Raw genomic sequence first — 13,952 nt, 5'->3', positions numbered from 1 at the left:
GGCGCGCTCACCGGGTCACCTGCACGACGGCGCTCCCCTTTATCGCGGGTTCGCCGGTCTGGCGCGTGACCACGAGTTCGAGGTCTGCCACCTGCTGCCCTCCGGCCTCGCGCACGCCGGTGACCCTGCCGCCGAAGCTGAGCAGGTCACCGGGCCATACCTGACCGGTGAACCGGATGCGGAACGAGCGGATGTTGGCCAGCCCCACCCAGGCGGTCAGCCGCTGCGCGAGCACACCGCCGTGCAGCAGTCCCATGCCGAACACACCGGGCATGCCGGCCGCGCGGGCGAACTCTTCGTCGTGGTGGATCGGGTTGAAGTCGCCGCCGGAGCCGGCGTAGCGAACGATGTGCGAGCGCGTCAGCGGGCCGAACTGTGAGGTCGGCATCTCGTCGCCGATGGCCAACGCCACCGGCGCGGGGGATGTCGTCATTGGGTGGAGCCTCCGGTTTCGATCAAGACGTCGGTCTGGCGCACGACGAGTTCGTCGCGCTGGTTGGTGAAGTCGGTCTCGATCGTCACGATTGTCATGATGCCGCCGCGCTTCCCCTCGCGGCTGGTCACGTTCGACACCCGACGAGTCTCGGTGAGCTCGTCGCCGACGAACACCGGCGCGAAATACTCCCAGCCGCACTCACCGTGCAGTACGCGTCGCAGGTCGAGCCCGAGGGCGCCGAACATGTCGTCGTCGGCGCGCCAGTGAGCCGAGGAGACGACGAAGGTCGGAGGAGCGGGGATCGCGCCGAAGCCGGCGGCGCGGGCGGCCGCGACGTCCTGGTAGATCGGGTCGCGGTCGCCGAGCGAAAGTGCGAACTCGCGCACTTTGGACCGGTCGACGGGAAACGTGGTCCTCCCGAGTTGCGTCCCGATGAGCGATGCGTCAGCCACTCTGGTCACCTTTCCCGCCGGCGAAGGCCGGCGCACAATCGCGAATGAGGCTGCCGAGGTTCTCGGCGATGCGCTCGGGCGCGAGACCAATCGAGGGTGAGTAGAGAACGATGTGGTCCAGCACGCCCTCGTAGCGGCGCAGCCCTTCTCGGACCTCGGCGGCGGTGCCGGCCACCGCCATCGCGTCGATCATGTCGTCGGTGACCGCGGCGAACATGGCCGGCAGGTCACGCCGTGCGAACGCGTCGCGGATGGCCGCTGCCTGCCTGGCGAAACCGCTGACGTCGAGCACGTGCTCGTAGGTCTTCACCGAGGAGTAGAACGCGATCTGCTGCGCGGCCTCACGACGTGCGATCTGTGGGTCGTCGTGCACCGCGCAGATGACCATCGAGACGATCTCAATGTCGGCGGGATCGCGTCCGGCCCGCTCCGCACCGCGCACGACGGCTGGGCGGGCGACCTCCTCGACGTAAGTCGTGGTGAACAGCGGATGACCAGCCAACCCGTCGGCTACGCGCCCTGCCACCTCGCACATCCGCGGACGCACGCCCGCGGTGATGATCGGGATCGCTCGCTTCGGCGGCGCGACGTCGCCGGTTGGGACGAGATTCATCCGGTAGAAGCGCCCCTCATGGCGCACGGGGCCCTCGTGCAGGTTCCAGATCCGACGCACGAGCGGGACCAGCTCCTCCATGCGCAGAGCGGGAGCGGAGGTGTCCTCCACGCCGTGCCAGTCGCTCATCATGCGGCGTGTACCGTTGCCGAGCCCGAGTACGACGCGCCCGCCTGAAAGCTCGTCGAGGTCACGCGCCTCGGTGGCGAGCACGAGCGGGCTGCGCCCGACGCCATACAGGATCGACGACCCGATGCGGCAGCGCTTTGTGCGCGCGGCCATCGCGGCCATCGAGATCGAGCCGGAGCGCGAGTAGAACTCCGAGGCCCAGGCGGCGTCGAAGCCGGCGAGGTCGGTAGCCTCGGCGGTCTCGACAAGGGTGGCCAAGTCCGCGCCGAGCACCGAGACCCCGTACGTGGTCACGACGCCGCCAGCCTGAATCGGACCAGCCCAAGGTCCTCGTTCACCCGCTCGAACACTGCGCGCACTCTCGCCCCGATCGCAACTTCATCTGGGGCCACGCCCTCGAGACTGGCCAACAACTGCGGCCCCTCGTCCAGACGAACGAGCACGACGACGTACGGCTCGCTGCGCGGGAACGAGTCCCACGGGGGGCGGTACACCGGCGCGAAACTGACGATCTCACCAGTACCCTCCGCGGTCTCCCAGGCCAACTCACCGTCATGGCAGACGGGACACACCAGCCGCGGGTAGAGGAAAGGGTGGTCGTTCGCGCACCGCTGGAAGACGAGTACACCGCGGGCCGCTGCTGCGAAGTAGGGACGGTTGACATCGGTCAGCGGCGGCAGCGCCTCAGGATCGTGCAGACCGTCGAGAGAACTCGAAGCTGCGGTCATGACGCTCCCTCCATCACCATGCTGACGTGACTGCACAGCATCGAGCCGTAGCTGTGCACGAACGCGGTATCCGCCCCGGGCACCTGACGGCCCTCGGCGCGACCGGACAACTGCCAGTAACCCTCAAGGATCTGCGAAATGCCAGAGGAGGTCCCGGTGTGCCCGAACCGGATTAGGCCGCCGTCGGTGTTCACCGGAAGGTCGCCCCCCGGATCGGCGCAGCCGTCACGGTAGAAATCGCCTGCCCCACCGGGCTTCACGAAACCCGCCTCCTCAAGGATCATCGCCGGGTTGGAGGCGAAGGCGTCGTAGAGCAAAGCGATGTCGACGTCGGCCGGCGCCCGTCCGGAGCGCTCAAAGGCCATCGGACCCGAACGGGCGGCCCCGGTACGACCCGGCCGGGCCAGCGAGGTCAGAAAACCGTGGGTGTGACCCTCTCCAAAGCCCAGCAAATGCACCGGCCGGTGCTTGCCCGCGCGAGCCCGGCGGGCCGAGCCCAGCACCAGCGCGCCACCGCCCTCGCAGGGAATCGAGCAGTGGTAGAAGTGGAACGGCCCGGCGATCGGCCGGGACGCCAGCACGTCCTCCACAGTCAGGCGTTGAGCGCCGTGCGCGATAGCCGCGGGGTTCAGTGCGGCCCAACGGTCCTGCGACACGGTGACCTCGGCGATGTCCGCCTTGCCCTGTCCCGTCTCGTGCATCCAGGCCTGCGCGATCAAACCGTAGAGCGCCGGCACGGACGGTCCATAGGGCATCTCGAACGCGTGGTCACACACCAGCGCCATCAGTTCGCGCCCGCCATCGCGGATCGGTGGAAACTTGCCCGCCGACACGACCAGCACCGTCTCGGCCTCGCCCCGGGCGATGACGTTACTCGCCATGCGCGTCATGGCGAGATGGGTCCCGCCGCCAAGCTGACAGGTCATCTGAAGTTTCAGATTGTGCAGCCCGAGATAGTCCATGAGGTCCTCGGACAGGAAGATCGAACCCTCGTTCGTCATCGGCCCGGCGCACACGAGACCGTCGACCTCGTCTGGGACCACCCCTGCGTCGGCGAGAGCCGCGACCGCGGCGCGCACATGCAATTCAGTGGAGGTGTACGGAACGTTTCTTCCTGGAGCGAGTTCGGCGGCACCGATGATGGCCGGCTGGTCGTGTGGCATCCGGACTCCTTCCGACCACGCGTTCAACGCCGGTCCCGACGTGAACGACGGTTAGCATAGCGTGACTAGGGGGTCCGCGTCACCCCCGGCCCGCACCCGCCGCCAGCGCGGTATGGATTCTCTGGATGTCGTTGCGCCTCTTCCCAAGAGGGTGCTGCGATGACCGAAACCCGCGCCGATCGTGTCGTTTCTCGACGATGTCCAGGTGACAGATGAGGCCGATCGCGAAGCCCGCTGGTTCCGGTGGACGCCCGGCACGCGCCCGGGCGGAACTTTGCGCGCTCAGTCGCGCGTTTTTCTGAAGTGGCGCGGTGACCGACCGGTCCACCGTTTGAAGGCATGTGTGAAGTTCGTGAGGTCCGCGTACCCGAGTTCTGCCGCGATCTCGCTTACAGACACCGATCTGTCGAGAAGTCGCAGAATTGCTCGCTCCTGCAAGAACGACTGACGTAATTCTCGAAAGGTGGTCCCCTCTTCGCTGAGGCGCCGCTTCAACGTGCTCGGGGATATCGAGAGCTCGCCCGCCGTCCGGCTGATGTTCGTTTTTCCGGGATCTTTCTCGAGCAGGTCCCTTACTTTTTCGGAGACCGACGTGTCACGTCGTTGATCGAGAGTTCGCTGCAAATCGGTGACGGCAATCCGGTACGCCACAGGATCGGAGAATCGACAGACCTCCTCCAGCGTAGCCGCGGGAACGTGGACGAACGAGCTGGGGGCGTCGAAGAAGATCCGACCCGCCAACACTTCGTCATGAAGAACCCACGACTCCGGCGCTGAATGACTCAGATGCAGTTCAATATTCGGTACGGCACCCGCGAGCATGTCGAGCAGACGCAACAGCGCCAGCCCACCGTAGGTGACGGCCAGGCAGTTCAGGCCCGCGTCACCGGTGCGACCGGTGAGCCCGATCGTGAGGCCGCGTTCCGTCGAATGGAACGACGGGCTGAGGGCTGTGGTGATCACCGGCAGATAAGCAAGCAACTCGACAACCTCGGCTACCGAGCCCGCGCTGACCAAGGGAACACTGAGTGCCCCAAAGGACGTCAGTTTGGCGTGTTCAGCGAACGCGAAACCCAGACGGGTTCCCTGATCACAATCGAAATCGGAATATATCTCCCTGAACCACCGTAAGGGGACCTGCGCGTCGCGGCCCACCAACATCGACTCGGTGACGTGCTCGCGAACCATGATGCTGCGCAGCGCAATGCTGGCGTCATGCCCCAGCGACTCACTGTCCAGCATCTGCAGGAAAGCCAGCGCTGGCATACCCGAGTCGTCGAGTTTCACGTGCCTCCCTGCGCGTGAGCTAAAAATACAACTCTTTGACTCCTGCGAGCCTAGCGACGCTGGTCACGCGCGACAACACTAAAAAGAGAAGTTCCAGATTGAGGAGAGTTAATCATGGCAGTCGTCACCTTCGTCTCTCATGACGGCGAGAAGTACGAAGCCCCCTTGGCCGAAGGGCAGTCCTTGATGCAGATTGCGGTCAACAACGCGGTGCCCGGCATCGACGGCGATTGTGGAGGGGAAGCCGCATGCGGAACGTGCCACGTGATCGTCGCTCCCGAGTGGTCGGACACGGTGGGACTCTGCGGCGCCAACGAAGAGGAGATGCTCGCGATGAACCCCGAGCGTCAGCGGACGTCGAGGCTGTCCTGCCAGATGGCCGCCTCCGAGGCATGGGATGGCTTGACGGTCGAGCTACCTGAGTTCCAGCTCTGAAACAACGCCATGGATTTGGAGGAAACAATAATGAGTATTCCCGCGGCAGTGGCCGCCAAAGCCCAGTCTGCCGTGCCTCTGGAGCTGCAAATCCGCGGCGCACACCTCTACGACAAGACACGCCGGTGGGTAACCGGAACCAATGGTAAGAAGATCTTCACCGAGACGCCCATTCCTCCGGTCGAGGACATCGATATCGCCGACATCGATCTCAGCAACCCGTTCCTCTACCGCCAAGGCCGCTGGAAGTCCTACTTCGAACGCGTGCGCAACGAGGCGCCGGTGCACTACCAGGCTCACAGTCCGTTCGGCCCGTTCTGGTCGGTGACCCGCCACGCGGACATCATCGCCGTCGACAAGAACCACGAGGCTTTCTCCGCAGAGCCGTTCATCATCATCGGGAGACCGCCTCGCTTTATGGACATCGCCATGTTCATCGCGATGGATCCGCCACAACACGACTTGCAGCGCGCTTCCGTCCAAGGGGTTGTCGCGCCGAAGAACCTGCGCGAGATGGAGGGGCTGATCCGCTCGCGTGTCCAGGAAGTGCTGGACGATCTACCGGTGGATCAGCCGTTCAATTGGGTGCACCACGTCTCCATCGAACTGACAGCGCGCATGCTCGCGACCCTGCTGGACTTCCCGTACGAGCAGCGGCACAAGCTCGTGGAATGGTCGGACCTCGCCACCTCCATGGAGCAAGCCAATGGTGGTCCTTCCGACAACGACAGAGTGTTTCGTGGCATGGTCGACATGGCGAAGGGGCTCAGCGCTCTCTGGCATGACAAGGCGGCCCGTACCGCCAACGGGGAGCGACCGGGCTTCGATCTGATCACGATGCTGCAGGCCAACGAGGACACTAAGGATCTCATCGACCGCCCGATGGAATTCCTCGGCAATTTGGTACTGCTGATCGTCGGGGGAAACGACACGACTCGCAACTCGATGAGCGGAGGGGTTCTCGCCTTGAACCAGTTCCCCGATCAGTTCGAGAAGTTGAAGGCGAACCCTGACCTGATTCCCAACATGGTATCCGAGATCATTCGCTGGCAGACCCCGTTGGCGTACATGCGCCGAGTCGCGAAAAAAGACATCATGTTGAACGGGCAATTCATCCGCAAGGGCGACAAGGTCGTGATGTGGTACGCCTCTGGTAACCGCGATGAGCGTGTCTTCGAGCGGGCCGATGAGTTGATCATCGATAGGAGCAACGCCCGCAATCACATCTCGTTCGGGTTCGGCGTGCACAGGTGCATGGGAAACCGACTTGCTGAGTTGCAGCTTCGAATCCTGTGGGAGGAATTGCTCCCTCGCTTTGAGAACATCGAGGTGGTCGGCGAACCCGAGTATGTGCAATCGAATTTCGTCAGGGGTATCAGCAAGCTGATGGTTCGCCTCACTCCCAGGCCAAGTGCGTGACTCCCGAACGAGCGGTGATCGTCGGCGCGAGCCACGCCGGCGCGCAGTTGGCAGCTAATCTTCGAAGGGAGGGGTGGTCTGGGGAGGTCGTGCTCATCGGCGACGAGGGGGGACTGCCCTACCACCGGCCTCCGTTGTCGAAGGGATACCTGGCCGGCAAGAACGGCCTCGACGACCTCCTGATTCGCGGCGCTGATTTCTACGAAAAGCAGCACATTCGACTCTTGAATGCGACCGTGGAGGCGATCCACCGGAGTGCCAAGCGTGTGTCTCTGAGCACCGGCGACACGCTGACGTACACCAAGCTCGCGTTGTGCACCGGTGCAAGGGCCAGACGACTCCCCACACCAGGGGTGGATCTTCCCGGAATTCACTACCTGCGTACCGCTGCAGACGTCGAGTTGATCCGTGCCGCCGCTACACCGGGTCGGAGGGTTGTGATCGTGGGCGGCGGTTACATCGGGTTGGAAACGGCGGCCTCGCTGTGTTCGCTCGGCATGAACGTCACCGTCCTCGAGGCAACCGAGCGTGTACTCGAACGGGTCACCGCGCCGGAGGTTTCCGCGTTTTACACCCGAATCCACAACGGCGAGGGAGTGGAGATCCGAACACACGCTCTCGTCGAAGCCTTCTTCGGTAACGGTGGGGTGCAGGAGGTGGTGCTGGCTGACGGCGAACCGATCCCCGCCGACTTGGTCATCGTCGGCGTCGGTGTGGTGCCGAACACCGAGCTCGCCTCGGCCGCAGGATTATCCGTCGACAACGGCATCGTGATCGACGACCAGGCCCGCACCAGCGACCCCGACATCGTGGCCGCCGGCGACTGCACCAGCCACACCATGGCTCGATACGGCTCGCGTATTCGTTTGGAATCCGTATCGAGCGCCGGCGAGCAGGCCAAGATCGCTGCGGCGACAATCTGCGGAAAACACAGCGCAATCGCTGCGCTTCCATGGTTCTGGTCCGACCAGTACGATCTCAAACTCCAGATTGCAGGTCTCAACGCCGGGTACGACGAAGTGTTGCTCAGTGGTGACCCGTCGCGTGAGCGTGACTTCAGCTGCTTCTACTTCCGCGAGGGCGAACTCATCGCCGCCGACTGCGTCAATCGTCCTCGCGATTTCATGTCCAGTAAGCGGGCCATCAGCCAGCAGCTCCGAGTTGACCGCTCAGAGCTCCTCGCCGGCTCGATCTGACACGAGAGCTTGCTAGTTACAAACTGTGGACAACTCCCAGGTACCTGAGTGCTACGCGGGAGATCCGCTCACCGGTGGTGGCGATGTCCGCGGCTGGGAGTACAACATGACTCACTGTCAGTCGCACCAGAACATCTGCGACCTCCTCAACGTCTTCGGAATCGAGATCGTCGAAGTGGTCGTTAAACCACGTGATCAGAGCCGCGGAGCAGAGCTGAAGCAGGGAAGCCGACGTCGGCAGAAGAGGTAGGACTCCAGTAGACGACGAGCCACCGCGATCATTCCCCGAAGGGTTGGACGTCAGAACTGCCTTGAGGAGCGGGCTGTCTTCTGCTTCACAGAGGGTGAATTGCACCGCTGCGGTGATGCCGCCCCGCACGTCGCCCACGTGTTCGGCAAGGACGGCAAGAATGCCTTCCATAAAGCGCTGGCCCTCCGACACCACAAGCGCGTCGCCGAGCCCCTGTTTGTCGCCGAACTCTTTGTACAACGTCGGGCGGGAGACGCCGACCGATTCGGCAACCTCGCTCATCCGGACCTGATCCCAGCCCTTCTCGATGGCGAGTTCTCGTGTCGCCCTCAAAACCTTTTCGCGCACATGCCGGCGGAAAGACACCCGCGCTGGTTCAGTTGGCATAGGAGCAGGATAGGCGCCAGCCCTACATGGGCAGTCAACCGACAGCAGGGTTCATGTGGTCCTGTCGAGGAATTCGACGACCGCCGTCGAGAATGCGTCGTTGTTGTCGCCGGCAATCATGTGTCCCGCGCCCGATACGTCAACGGTTTGCGCGTGCGGAACGACGGTCAGGAAATGCTTTACTGTCTCTTCGGAGACCATGTCAGATAGTAGGCCCCGGACCAGCAGCGTTGGCGCGGACACCTGCCTCGCACCATCAAGAAGGAACGCGCTCATCATGTCGAAGTCTTTAGCGCCTTCGTCTGGATCACCCTGCAGGAACTGGAAATTCGACGTCACGAAAGCTGGATCCCATCGCCAGGCCCAGCGACCGTCTTCGCGACGGGCGAGGACTTTTCGGAGGCCGTCGAGGTTTTCGGGGCGAGGGCGGTGCGGGTTGTAGGCGGCGATCACGTCAGCGGCCGACTCTAGGCTGTCGAAACCTTCGGGGTGTGCCGACATGAACGCTACGACTCGTCGGGCGCCTTCCATCTCCATTCGCGGAGTGACGTCAACCAGGACGACGGCCTGCCATAGGTCCGGCGGGGCGAGCAAGTGTGTTCCGAGAATGGTCAAGCCGCCCAGAGAGGCGCCGATCGCGGCGACGGGGCGGCCGGAATCGGCGTATGAGCGCACGGCCAATAGGTCGGATCCAAGCCGGTCCCCGTCGTAGCGTCCGTCGGGGTCCCAGTCGCTGTCCCCGTGTCCCCTGGTGTCGTACGCGGCCACCGTGTAGCCCCGCTGGTGCAGGCGTTGGGCGGTGACGTCCCAGGCGTGTCGGCTTTGACCTCCGCCGTGAAGGAGCAACACGACCGCCCGCGGCGCATCACAGCGGTAGAGGTCGACCGCCAGCGTCAGCCCGTCCGCCGTGGGCACGCGCTCGACCACAGGAGCCGACGAATCGCCTGTTCTCTTTGCCGACATCAGGAGCTCGTCTTCGGTGCGACGACGGTGACGGTTCCCTGGGCCGCACACACCGCTCTGCCGTCGTTGCAGATGTCGATACGCGCCACACCGCTGGTTCTGCCCAGCGAGATGATCTCGGCTGTGGCTACACAGGTGCCGCTAGAGACCGGACGAAGCAGATTCAGTTTGAACTCCGTTGTCGCGACCCAAGATCCCAGTGGAATCACGGGATAAAACACCACTCCGAGGCAGTGGTCGACCATGGCCGATAAGCAGCCCCCATGCAGGTTCCCGAAAGGCGTCTTCAGGTCGTCGCGTGCGTCCATCTCCGCGACGAGCCGTCCCGCAGTGAATTCGGTGTGACGGAAGCCGAGGTAACCGGCCAACCCGCCCGTGGTTTCTGCTGCGCTCTTTAGTTGCTCAGCGACCTGTTCGTTGAACGTGGTGAATTGCACAGGCCCTCCTACCTCATCTGCCGTCGAGACATTACGCCATAGATGTCACATCGGTCGAGCGTGGTCACCCGCCAGGATCGCCGGAAGGAGAAACCTCGACAGAAACGCCCGGAGTCCGTCACGACTGCGCTCCCGCGGCCCTCGAACAGTCAGCAGGCTCAATATCGTGCGGACAACCCACTCGGCGGCGTCGTCGACGGAGACGCCCGGTTCCACGCAACTCCAGTGTCTGGTGAAGATGGGACGCAGAAATTCGGTGACGATTTCGAAGAGGGACGTCGAGGTCCCCGCCGCGAGACCCACGCCGGCGAGTTCCTCGTCGCTGCCGAACAACAATCCGATGATCTCTTCGCGGCGCGCGGCCTCAACCGTGTATTCCACGAAATCGACGAGCGCGGAGCCCAGGTCGGCGTGCGCCGCGATCCGCGGGCTGATGCGGTCGAGATAGCGCTCGGCGGCGCGAATGATGACACCCGACATCACCGCCTCCCGACTGGGGAAGTAGCGATACACCGTTGCCCTGGACACACCCGCTGTTCTGCCGATGTCCTCCATGGTCGTGCCCACCACACCGCAACTCTCGAGGCACCGCTCGGCAGCATCGAGCAACCGGTCGCGAGCGGACCCACGATCTGTCGGCGCGGCGGCGCCCCATCTCAACAACCTCGTCGACACACAGCTAGTATGCCGCGAGCGCACACCATTGTGACTTGCCCACGCACATGACACCATCGCAGTTATGTCTCAAGTCAGCCCCGTGGCCCTGAGCGGATGCCGATGCCGATGTTGGTAGAAGCGCGTACCCCGGTTGTCGTCGGCGTGGGCGAAGTTACCCATCGCGGGAACGACTTCGTGGACCCGATCGACTTGGCGGTAGAAGCCGCACGCCGCGCGGTCAAAGACGCAAGTCGCCCGGTCGAGCGGCGCATCGACACCGTCGCGACTCCGGGCATCCTGGTCATACCGCGCGACAATCCCGCCAGCAGGATCGCCGAAGCGATGCACATCAGTCCCGCCCGCCGCATCAGCTGTCCCGTCGGCGGAAACACCCCGCAGTATCTCGTCGAAGTGTTGGGTGGCGAAATAGGCGAAGGCCGTGCAGATGTCGTCCTGGTCGTCGGGGCGGAGAGCGGGCATTCCGCACGCAAGCTTCAGGGCGGGGAACTTCTCGACTCGCCGCCCCCACCCCGCTCCGACGACGAATCCCTGGGCGACGCCCGCCCCGGGCTGAGTCAAGCCGAATTGTCGGTGGGTCTGAGTTGGCCGCACGAGGTGTATCCCATCTTCGAGTCCGCGATCGCCGCGCGCCACGGCCGCGACTTCGATGCTCAACGGGAGTGGCTGGGCACGCTGATGGCCCCGTTCACAGCCGAGGCGGCACGCCATCCGGAACAGGCCTGGTTCCCACGCGCACGAAGTGCCACCGAACTCAGCGAAGTCACCGCGGAAAACCGCATGGTCTGCTTGCCCTATCCCAAGCTGCTCAACAGCATCATGTCCGTCGACATGGCTGCCGCCTTCATTCTCATGGCGGCCGAGGTGGCGGACGAATTAGGCGTCGCGCGCGATCGTTGGGTCTTTCCCTGGTCAGCAGCGACTTGCAACGACGTGTACTTCCCCGTGGAACGGCCGGACCTCAGCCGCTCATCGGGTATCGAGGTAGCGGCACGGAAGGCTCTCGATGCGGGCCGGTTGACCACCGACGACATCCGGTGGTTCGACCTCTACTCCTGCTTCCCGTCGGCAATTGAGATGGCTGCCGAGGCTCTCGACTTGGACCCCCTCGACGACAGAGGCCTCACAGTAACCGGAGGCCTGCCTTATCACGGCGGTCCCGGAAACAATTACGTCAGCCACTCGATCGTGGAGATGGTCCGACGGTGCCGACGCGACCCAACCGATGCCGGACTCGTCACCGGCCTCGGGTGGTATTCGACCAAGCATTCGGTCGGTGTGTGGTCGGCCACCCCGCCACCAGCCGGGTGGCGACTGCTCGACACGGCGGTCGAACAAGCTCAAATCGATTCATCGCGGCTGGCCGTCGCAGGCGCCGACGAGGCGACCGGTTGCGCGACAGTCGACGGATACACCGTCGTCTACGACCGAGACGGCCAACCTCGATGGACTCCGATCATCGCGCACCTGTCCGACGGGCAAAGAGTCGTCGCACGCAGCGACGATCCGCAGATCGCCGAGGCGATGGGCGCGGAAATGTACGTAGGTAAAACGGTGTGCCTCCGAAACACAGGGTCGTTCACCGGGTTCGAGCTTCCATGATCGCCGAGGCGATGGTGCTGACCGGACCGCGGAGTCTGCAGCGGCGCCAGATGACCATCCCCGACGTCGGCGACCGGGGTGCGATCCTGCGAGTTGAAGCATGCGGTCTGTGCGGAACAGATCACGAACAATTCACCGGACACCTGCCTGCCGGCTTCTCATTCGTTCCAGGGCACGAAATCGTCGGCATCGTCGAACATGTCGGCGCTGCGGCCGGCCAACGCTGGGGTGTACAAGCCGGCCAGCGCGTGGCCGTTGAGGTGTTCCGGTCCTGCCGAGACTGCCCCGAGTGCCGCCGCGGCGAATACCGGCGGTGCGCGGTGAACGGCATCGCCACCATGTTCGGGTTCGTCGACGTGGAGATCGGCGCGGGCTTATGGGGCGGATACGCCACCCATGTGGAGCTTCCGTGGGACGCGATGCTGCTCCCGATTGCCGAAGACATGGACCCCGTTCTCGCCACGTTGTTCAACCCTCTCGGGGCCGGTATCCAATGGGGGGCGACTCTTCCCGACACCAAGGCCGGGGACGTCGTAGCGATCCTGGGGCCCGGCATCCGCGGAATCTGTGCGGCGGTGGCGGCCAAAGAGGCGGGAGCCGCGTTCGTCGCGATGACCGGCGTAGGCCCACGCGACGAACAACGACTGGCCATAGCCAGATCATTCGGTGTCGACCTGCCCATCGATGTATCGCAGGACGATGCAGCGACCGCGCTCCAGCGTGAGACAGGCGGACGGCTTGCCGACGTGGTCGTCGACGTCACCGCTAAAGCACCCTCCGCGTTCGCCGATGCCGTCGGCCTTGCCAGGCCCGGCGGCACAATTGTGGTGGCCGGCACCCGCGGAGGAGGCGGCGCGCCCCGGTTTGAACCAGACTTGTTGGTCTATAAAGAATTACACGTCGTAGGCGCACTCGGCGTGGAGTATCCCGCCTACCGGGCAGCCCTCGAGATTCTCGCCATGGGCCGCTGGCCGTTCGACCGGATCACCAGAGAATCAACCGGCTTCGCTGGGCTCGCGCAGCTGCTCACTTCGCTTGCAGATGAAAGTGCCCGATCAAGTGGGGCGCTGCACAACGTCTTTTTGCCCACGCCCGAACGGCGTGGGCAGAGGTTCAACAGAGAGGGCCACCCGTGACCATGGCGGAACGCGTACCGATGCTCGACCGTGAGCAGGCCCAGCTGCGAGCTGCCGAATGTGGGTTGCCCGAAGAGTTGGCAGAACTGTCGGTATTCCGCGTGGCACTTCATCAGCCGCGTGTGGCGGTTGCGCTGTATGGGCTGCTGGACGCGTTACTCTTCCGCGGTTCCCTTGACGCGCGGCTACGCGAGCTGGTCATCTTGCGCATCGGCTGGATCACTGGCTCCGAATACGAATGGACTCAACATTGGCGAATCGCCACACTGCTCGGCGTGCCTGAGCCTGATCTCCTCGCGGTGCGCGACTGGCAGAATTCCGAAAGCCTCGGGCCAGTCGAGCGTGCGGTCCTCGCAGCGACCGATGATGTGGTACGCGACGGGGTCATCTCCGAGGAAAACTGGGCTGGGTGCCAGAAGGCATTCAATAGCGATCACGCGGTTTTGGTCGAACTTGTCGGAGCAATCGCCAATTGGCGGCTCTTTTCGATCCTGCTTCGATCTCTGAATATTCCGCTTGAGTCCGGTACCGACGGCTGGCCGCCCGATGGGCGAGCTCCTCAGCGTCGCGATTGAGCAAAAACGTGGACCGGTGCTTGACCGAAGCGGTCAGCGCCCCAATCGCCAGACCACGACCCGTGTCGT

The 13,952-nt window shown here is 64.0% G+C and carries 16 protein-coding genes; 6 read left to right on the top strand and 10 right to left on the bottom strand.

The genetic code is table 11. From position 1 onward, the window contains the following. Positions 1–7: 7 nt before the first annotated feature. From E0T84_RS06905 to E0T84_RS06875, 6 genes are all read right to left on the bottom strand, one after another. Positions 8–433, bottom strand: a complete 426-nt coding sequence (locus tag E0T84_RS06905) for a dihydroxy-acid dehydratase (protein WP_011560594.1) — start codon at positions 431–433, stop codon at positions 8–10. Continuing rightward, positions 430–888 (bottom strand): MaoC family dehydratase N-terminal domain-containing protein, encoded by a 459-nt coding sequence (locus E0T84_RS06900; protein WP_011560595.1) that lies wholly within the window; start codon positions 886–888, stop codon positions 430–432. Before E0T84_RS06900 ends, E0T84_RS06905 begins: the two co-directional genes overlap by 4 nt. Next, positions 881–1,924: an LLM class flavin-dependent oxidoreductase gene (locus tag E0T84_RS06895; protein ID WP_014382413.1), complete on the bottom strand. Its 1,044-nt coding sequence runs from the start codon at positions 1,922–1,924 to the stop codon at positions 881–883. The genes E0T84_RS06900 and E0T84_RS06895 overlap by 8 nt, the downstream gene beginning before the upstream one ends. Then, a complete protein-coding gene (locus tag E0T84_RS06890; protein ID WP_138744093.1) occupies positions 1,921–2,358 on the bottom strand; it encodes a Zn-ribbon domain-containing OB-fold protein in 438 nt (145 codons plus the stop codon). The genes E0T84_RS06895 and E0T84_RS06890 overlap by 4 nt, the downstream gene beginning before the upstream one ends. Further along, positions 2,355–3,521: a thiolase family protein gene (locus tag E0T84_RS06885; RefSeq protein WP_011560598.1), complete on the bottom strand. Its 1,167-nt coding sequence runs from the start codon at positions 3,519–3,521 to the stop codon at positions 2,355–2,357. Before E0T84_RS06885 ends, E0T84_RS06890 begins: the two co-directional genes overlap by 4 nt. A gap of 282 nt (positions 3,522–3,803) precedes the next feature. Beyond that, the gene (locus tag E0T84_RS06875) at positions 3,804–4,808 is read right to left on the bottom strand and encodes an AraC family transcriptional regulator (RefSeq protein ID WP_025239364.1); all 1,005 of its coding nucleotides are present in this window, start codon (positions 4,806–4,808) and stop codon (positions 3,804–3,806) included. A gap of 114 nt (positions 4,809–4,922) precedes the next feature. On the opposite strand from E0T84_RS06875, the gene E0T84_RS06870 reads away from it, so the two are divergent. From E0T84_RS06870 to E0T84_RS06860, 3 genes are read left to right on the top strand one after another with little or no spacing between them, the layout of a single operon-like run. Continuing rightward, positions 4,923–5,243, top strand: a complete 321-nt coding sequence (locus E0T84_RS06870; RefSeq protein ID WP_005086615.1) for a 2Fe-2S iron-sulfur cluster-binding protein — start codon at positions 4,923–4,925, stop codon at positions 5,241–5,243. Between the two features lie 30 nt (positions 5,244–5,273). Then, positions 5,274–6,662, top strand: coding sequence for a cytochrome P450 (locus E0T84_RS06865; RefSeq protein ID WP_025239363.1), 1,389 nt, complete (start codon positions 5,274–5,276; stop codon positions 6,660–6,662). Continuing rightward, the gene (locus E0T84_RS06860) at positions 6,659–7,858 is read left to right on the top strand and encodes an NAD(P)/FAD-dependent oxidoreductase (RefSeq protein WP_029644203.1); all 1,200 of its coding nucleotides are present in this window, start codon (positions 6,659–6,661) and stop codon (positions 7,856–7,858) included. Before E0T84_RS06865 ends, E0T84_RS06860 begins: the two co-directional genes overlap by 4 nt. Positions 7,859–7,874: 16 nt before the next feature. Here the strand turns inward: E0T84_RS06860 and E0T84_RS06855 are convergent, their stop codons facing one another. The 4 genes from E0T84_RS06855 to E0T84_RS06840 all read right to left on the bottom strand — a co-directional run bounded on the left by E0T84_RS06855 (position 7,875) and on the right by E0T84_RS06840 (position 10,594). Next, on the bottom strand, positions 7,875–8,456 hold the full coding sequence (locus tag E0T84_RS06855; protein WP_025239361.1) for a TetR/AcrR family transcriptional regulator: 582 nt from the start codon (positions 8,454–8,456) through the stop codon (positions 7,875–7,877). Between the two features lie 90 nt (positions 8,457–8,546). Then, positions 8,547–9,458, bottom strand: a complete 912-nt coding sequence (locus E0T84_RS06850) for an alpha/beta fold hydrolase (RefSeq protein ID WP_011560604.1) — start codon at positions 9,456–9,458, stop codon at positions 8,547–8,549. Further along, positions 9,458–9,895, bottom strand: coding sequence for a PaaI family thioesterase (locus E0T84_RS06845; protein ID WP_011560605.1), 438 nt, complete (start codon positions 9,893–9,895; stop codon positions 9,458–9,460). Before E0T84_RS06845 ends, E0T84_RS06850 begins: the two co-directional genes overlap by 1 nt. Positions 9,896–9,940: 45 nt before the next feature. Next, positions 9,941–10,594 carry a TetR/AcrR family transcriptional regulator gene (locus E0T84_RS06840; RefSeq protein ID WP_371725699.1) on the bottom strand — a complete coding sequence of 218 codons (654 nt, stop codon included), beginning with the start codon at positions 10,592–10,594 and terminating at the stop codon, positions 9,941–9,943. Positions 10,595–10,678: 84 nt separating this feature from the next. Between E0T84_RS06840 and E0T84_RS06835 the strand changes: the two genes are divergently transcribed. From E0T84_RS06835 to E0T84_RS06825, 3 genes are read left to right on the top strand one after another with little or no spacing between them, the layout of a single operon-like run. Further along, positions 10,679–12,172, top strand: coding sequence for an acetyl-CoA acetyltransferase (locus tag E0T84_RS06835; RefSeq protein WP_025239360.1), 1,494 nt, complete (start codon positions 10,679–10,681; stop codon positions 12,170–12,172). Continuing rightward, positions 12,169–13,308 carry a zinc-binding dehydrogenase gene (locus E0T84_RS06830; RefSeq protein WP_051464906.1) on the top strand — a complete coding sequence of 380 codons (1,140 nt, stop codon included), beginning with the start codon at positions 12,169–12,171 and terminating at the stop codon, positions 13,306–13,308. Before E0T84_RS06835 ends, E0T84_RS06830 begins: the two co-directional genes overlap by 4 nt. Further along, positions 13,305–13,883 carry a carboxymuconolactone decarboxylase family protein gene (locus E0T84_RS06825; RefSeq protein WP_025239359.1) on the top strand — a complete coding sequence of 193 codons (579 nt, stop codon included), beginning with the start codon at positions 13,305–13,307 and terminating at the stop codon, positions 13,881–13,883. Before E0T84_RS06830 ends, E0T84_RS06825 begins: the two co-directional genes overlap by 4 nt. The last annotated feature ends 69 nt before the right edge of the window (positions 13,884–13,952 follow it).

Source organism: Mycobacterium sp. DBP42 (assembly GCF_005924235.1).
GTDB classification, from domain to species: domain Bacteria; phylum Actinomycetota; class Actinomycetes; order Mycobacteriales; family Mycobacteriaceae; genus Mycobacterium; species Mycobacterium syngnathidarum.
This window is presented reverse-complemented; position numbering and strand designations above follow the sequence as displayed.

What these genes read in the sequence shown, in the direction of transcription:
- E0T84_RS06830 (WP_051464906.1), top strand. Translation starts at nt 12,169, where the DNA reads ATGATCGCCGAGGCGATGGTGCTGACCGGACCGCGGAGTCTGCAGCGG.
- E0T84_RS06905 (WP_011560594.1), bottom strand. Translation starts at nt 433, where the DNA reads ATGACGACATCCCCCGCGCCGGTGGCGTTGGCCATCGGCGACGAGATG.
- E0T84_RS06890 (WP_138744093.1), bottom strand. Translation starts at nt 2,358, where the DNA reads ATGACCGCAGCTTCGAGTTCTCTCGACGGTCTGCACGATCCTGAGGCG.
- E0T84_RS06865 (WP_025239363.1), top strand. Translation starts at nt 5,274, where the DNA reads ATGAGTATTCCCGCGGCAGTGGCCGCCAAAGCCCAGTCTGCCGTGCCT.
- E0T84_RS06835 (WP_025239360.1), top strand. Translation starts at nt 10,679, where the DNA reads ATGTTGGTAGAAGCGCGTACCCCGGTTGTCGTCGGCGTGGGCGAAGTT.
- E0T84_RS06885 (WP_011560598.1), bottom strand. Translation starts at nt 3,521, where the DNA reads ATGCCACACGACCAGCCGGCCATCATCGGTGCCGCCGAACTCGCTCCA.
- E0T84_RS06870 (WP_005086615.1), top strand. Translation starts at nt 4,923, where the DNA reads ATGGCAGTCGTCACCTTCGTCTCTCATGACGGCGAGAAGTACGAAGCC.
- E0T84_RS06850 (WP_011560604.1), bottom strand. Translation starts at nt 9,458, where the DNA reads ATGTCGGCAAAGAGAACAGGCGATTCGTCGGCTCCTGTGGTCGAGCGC.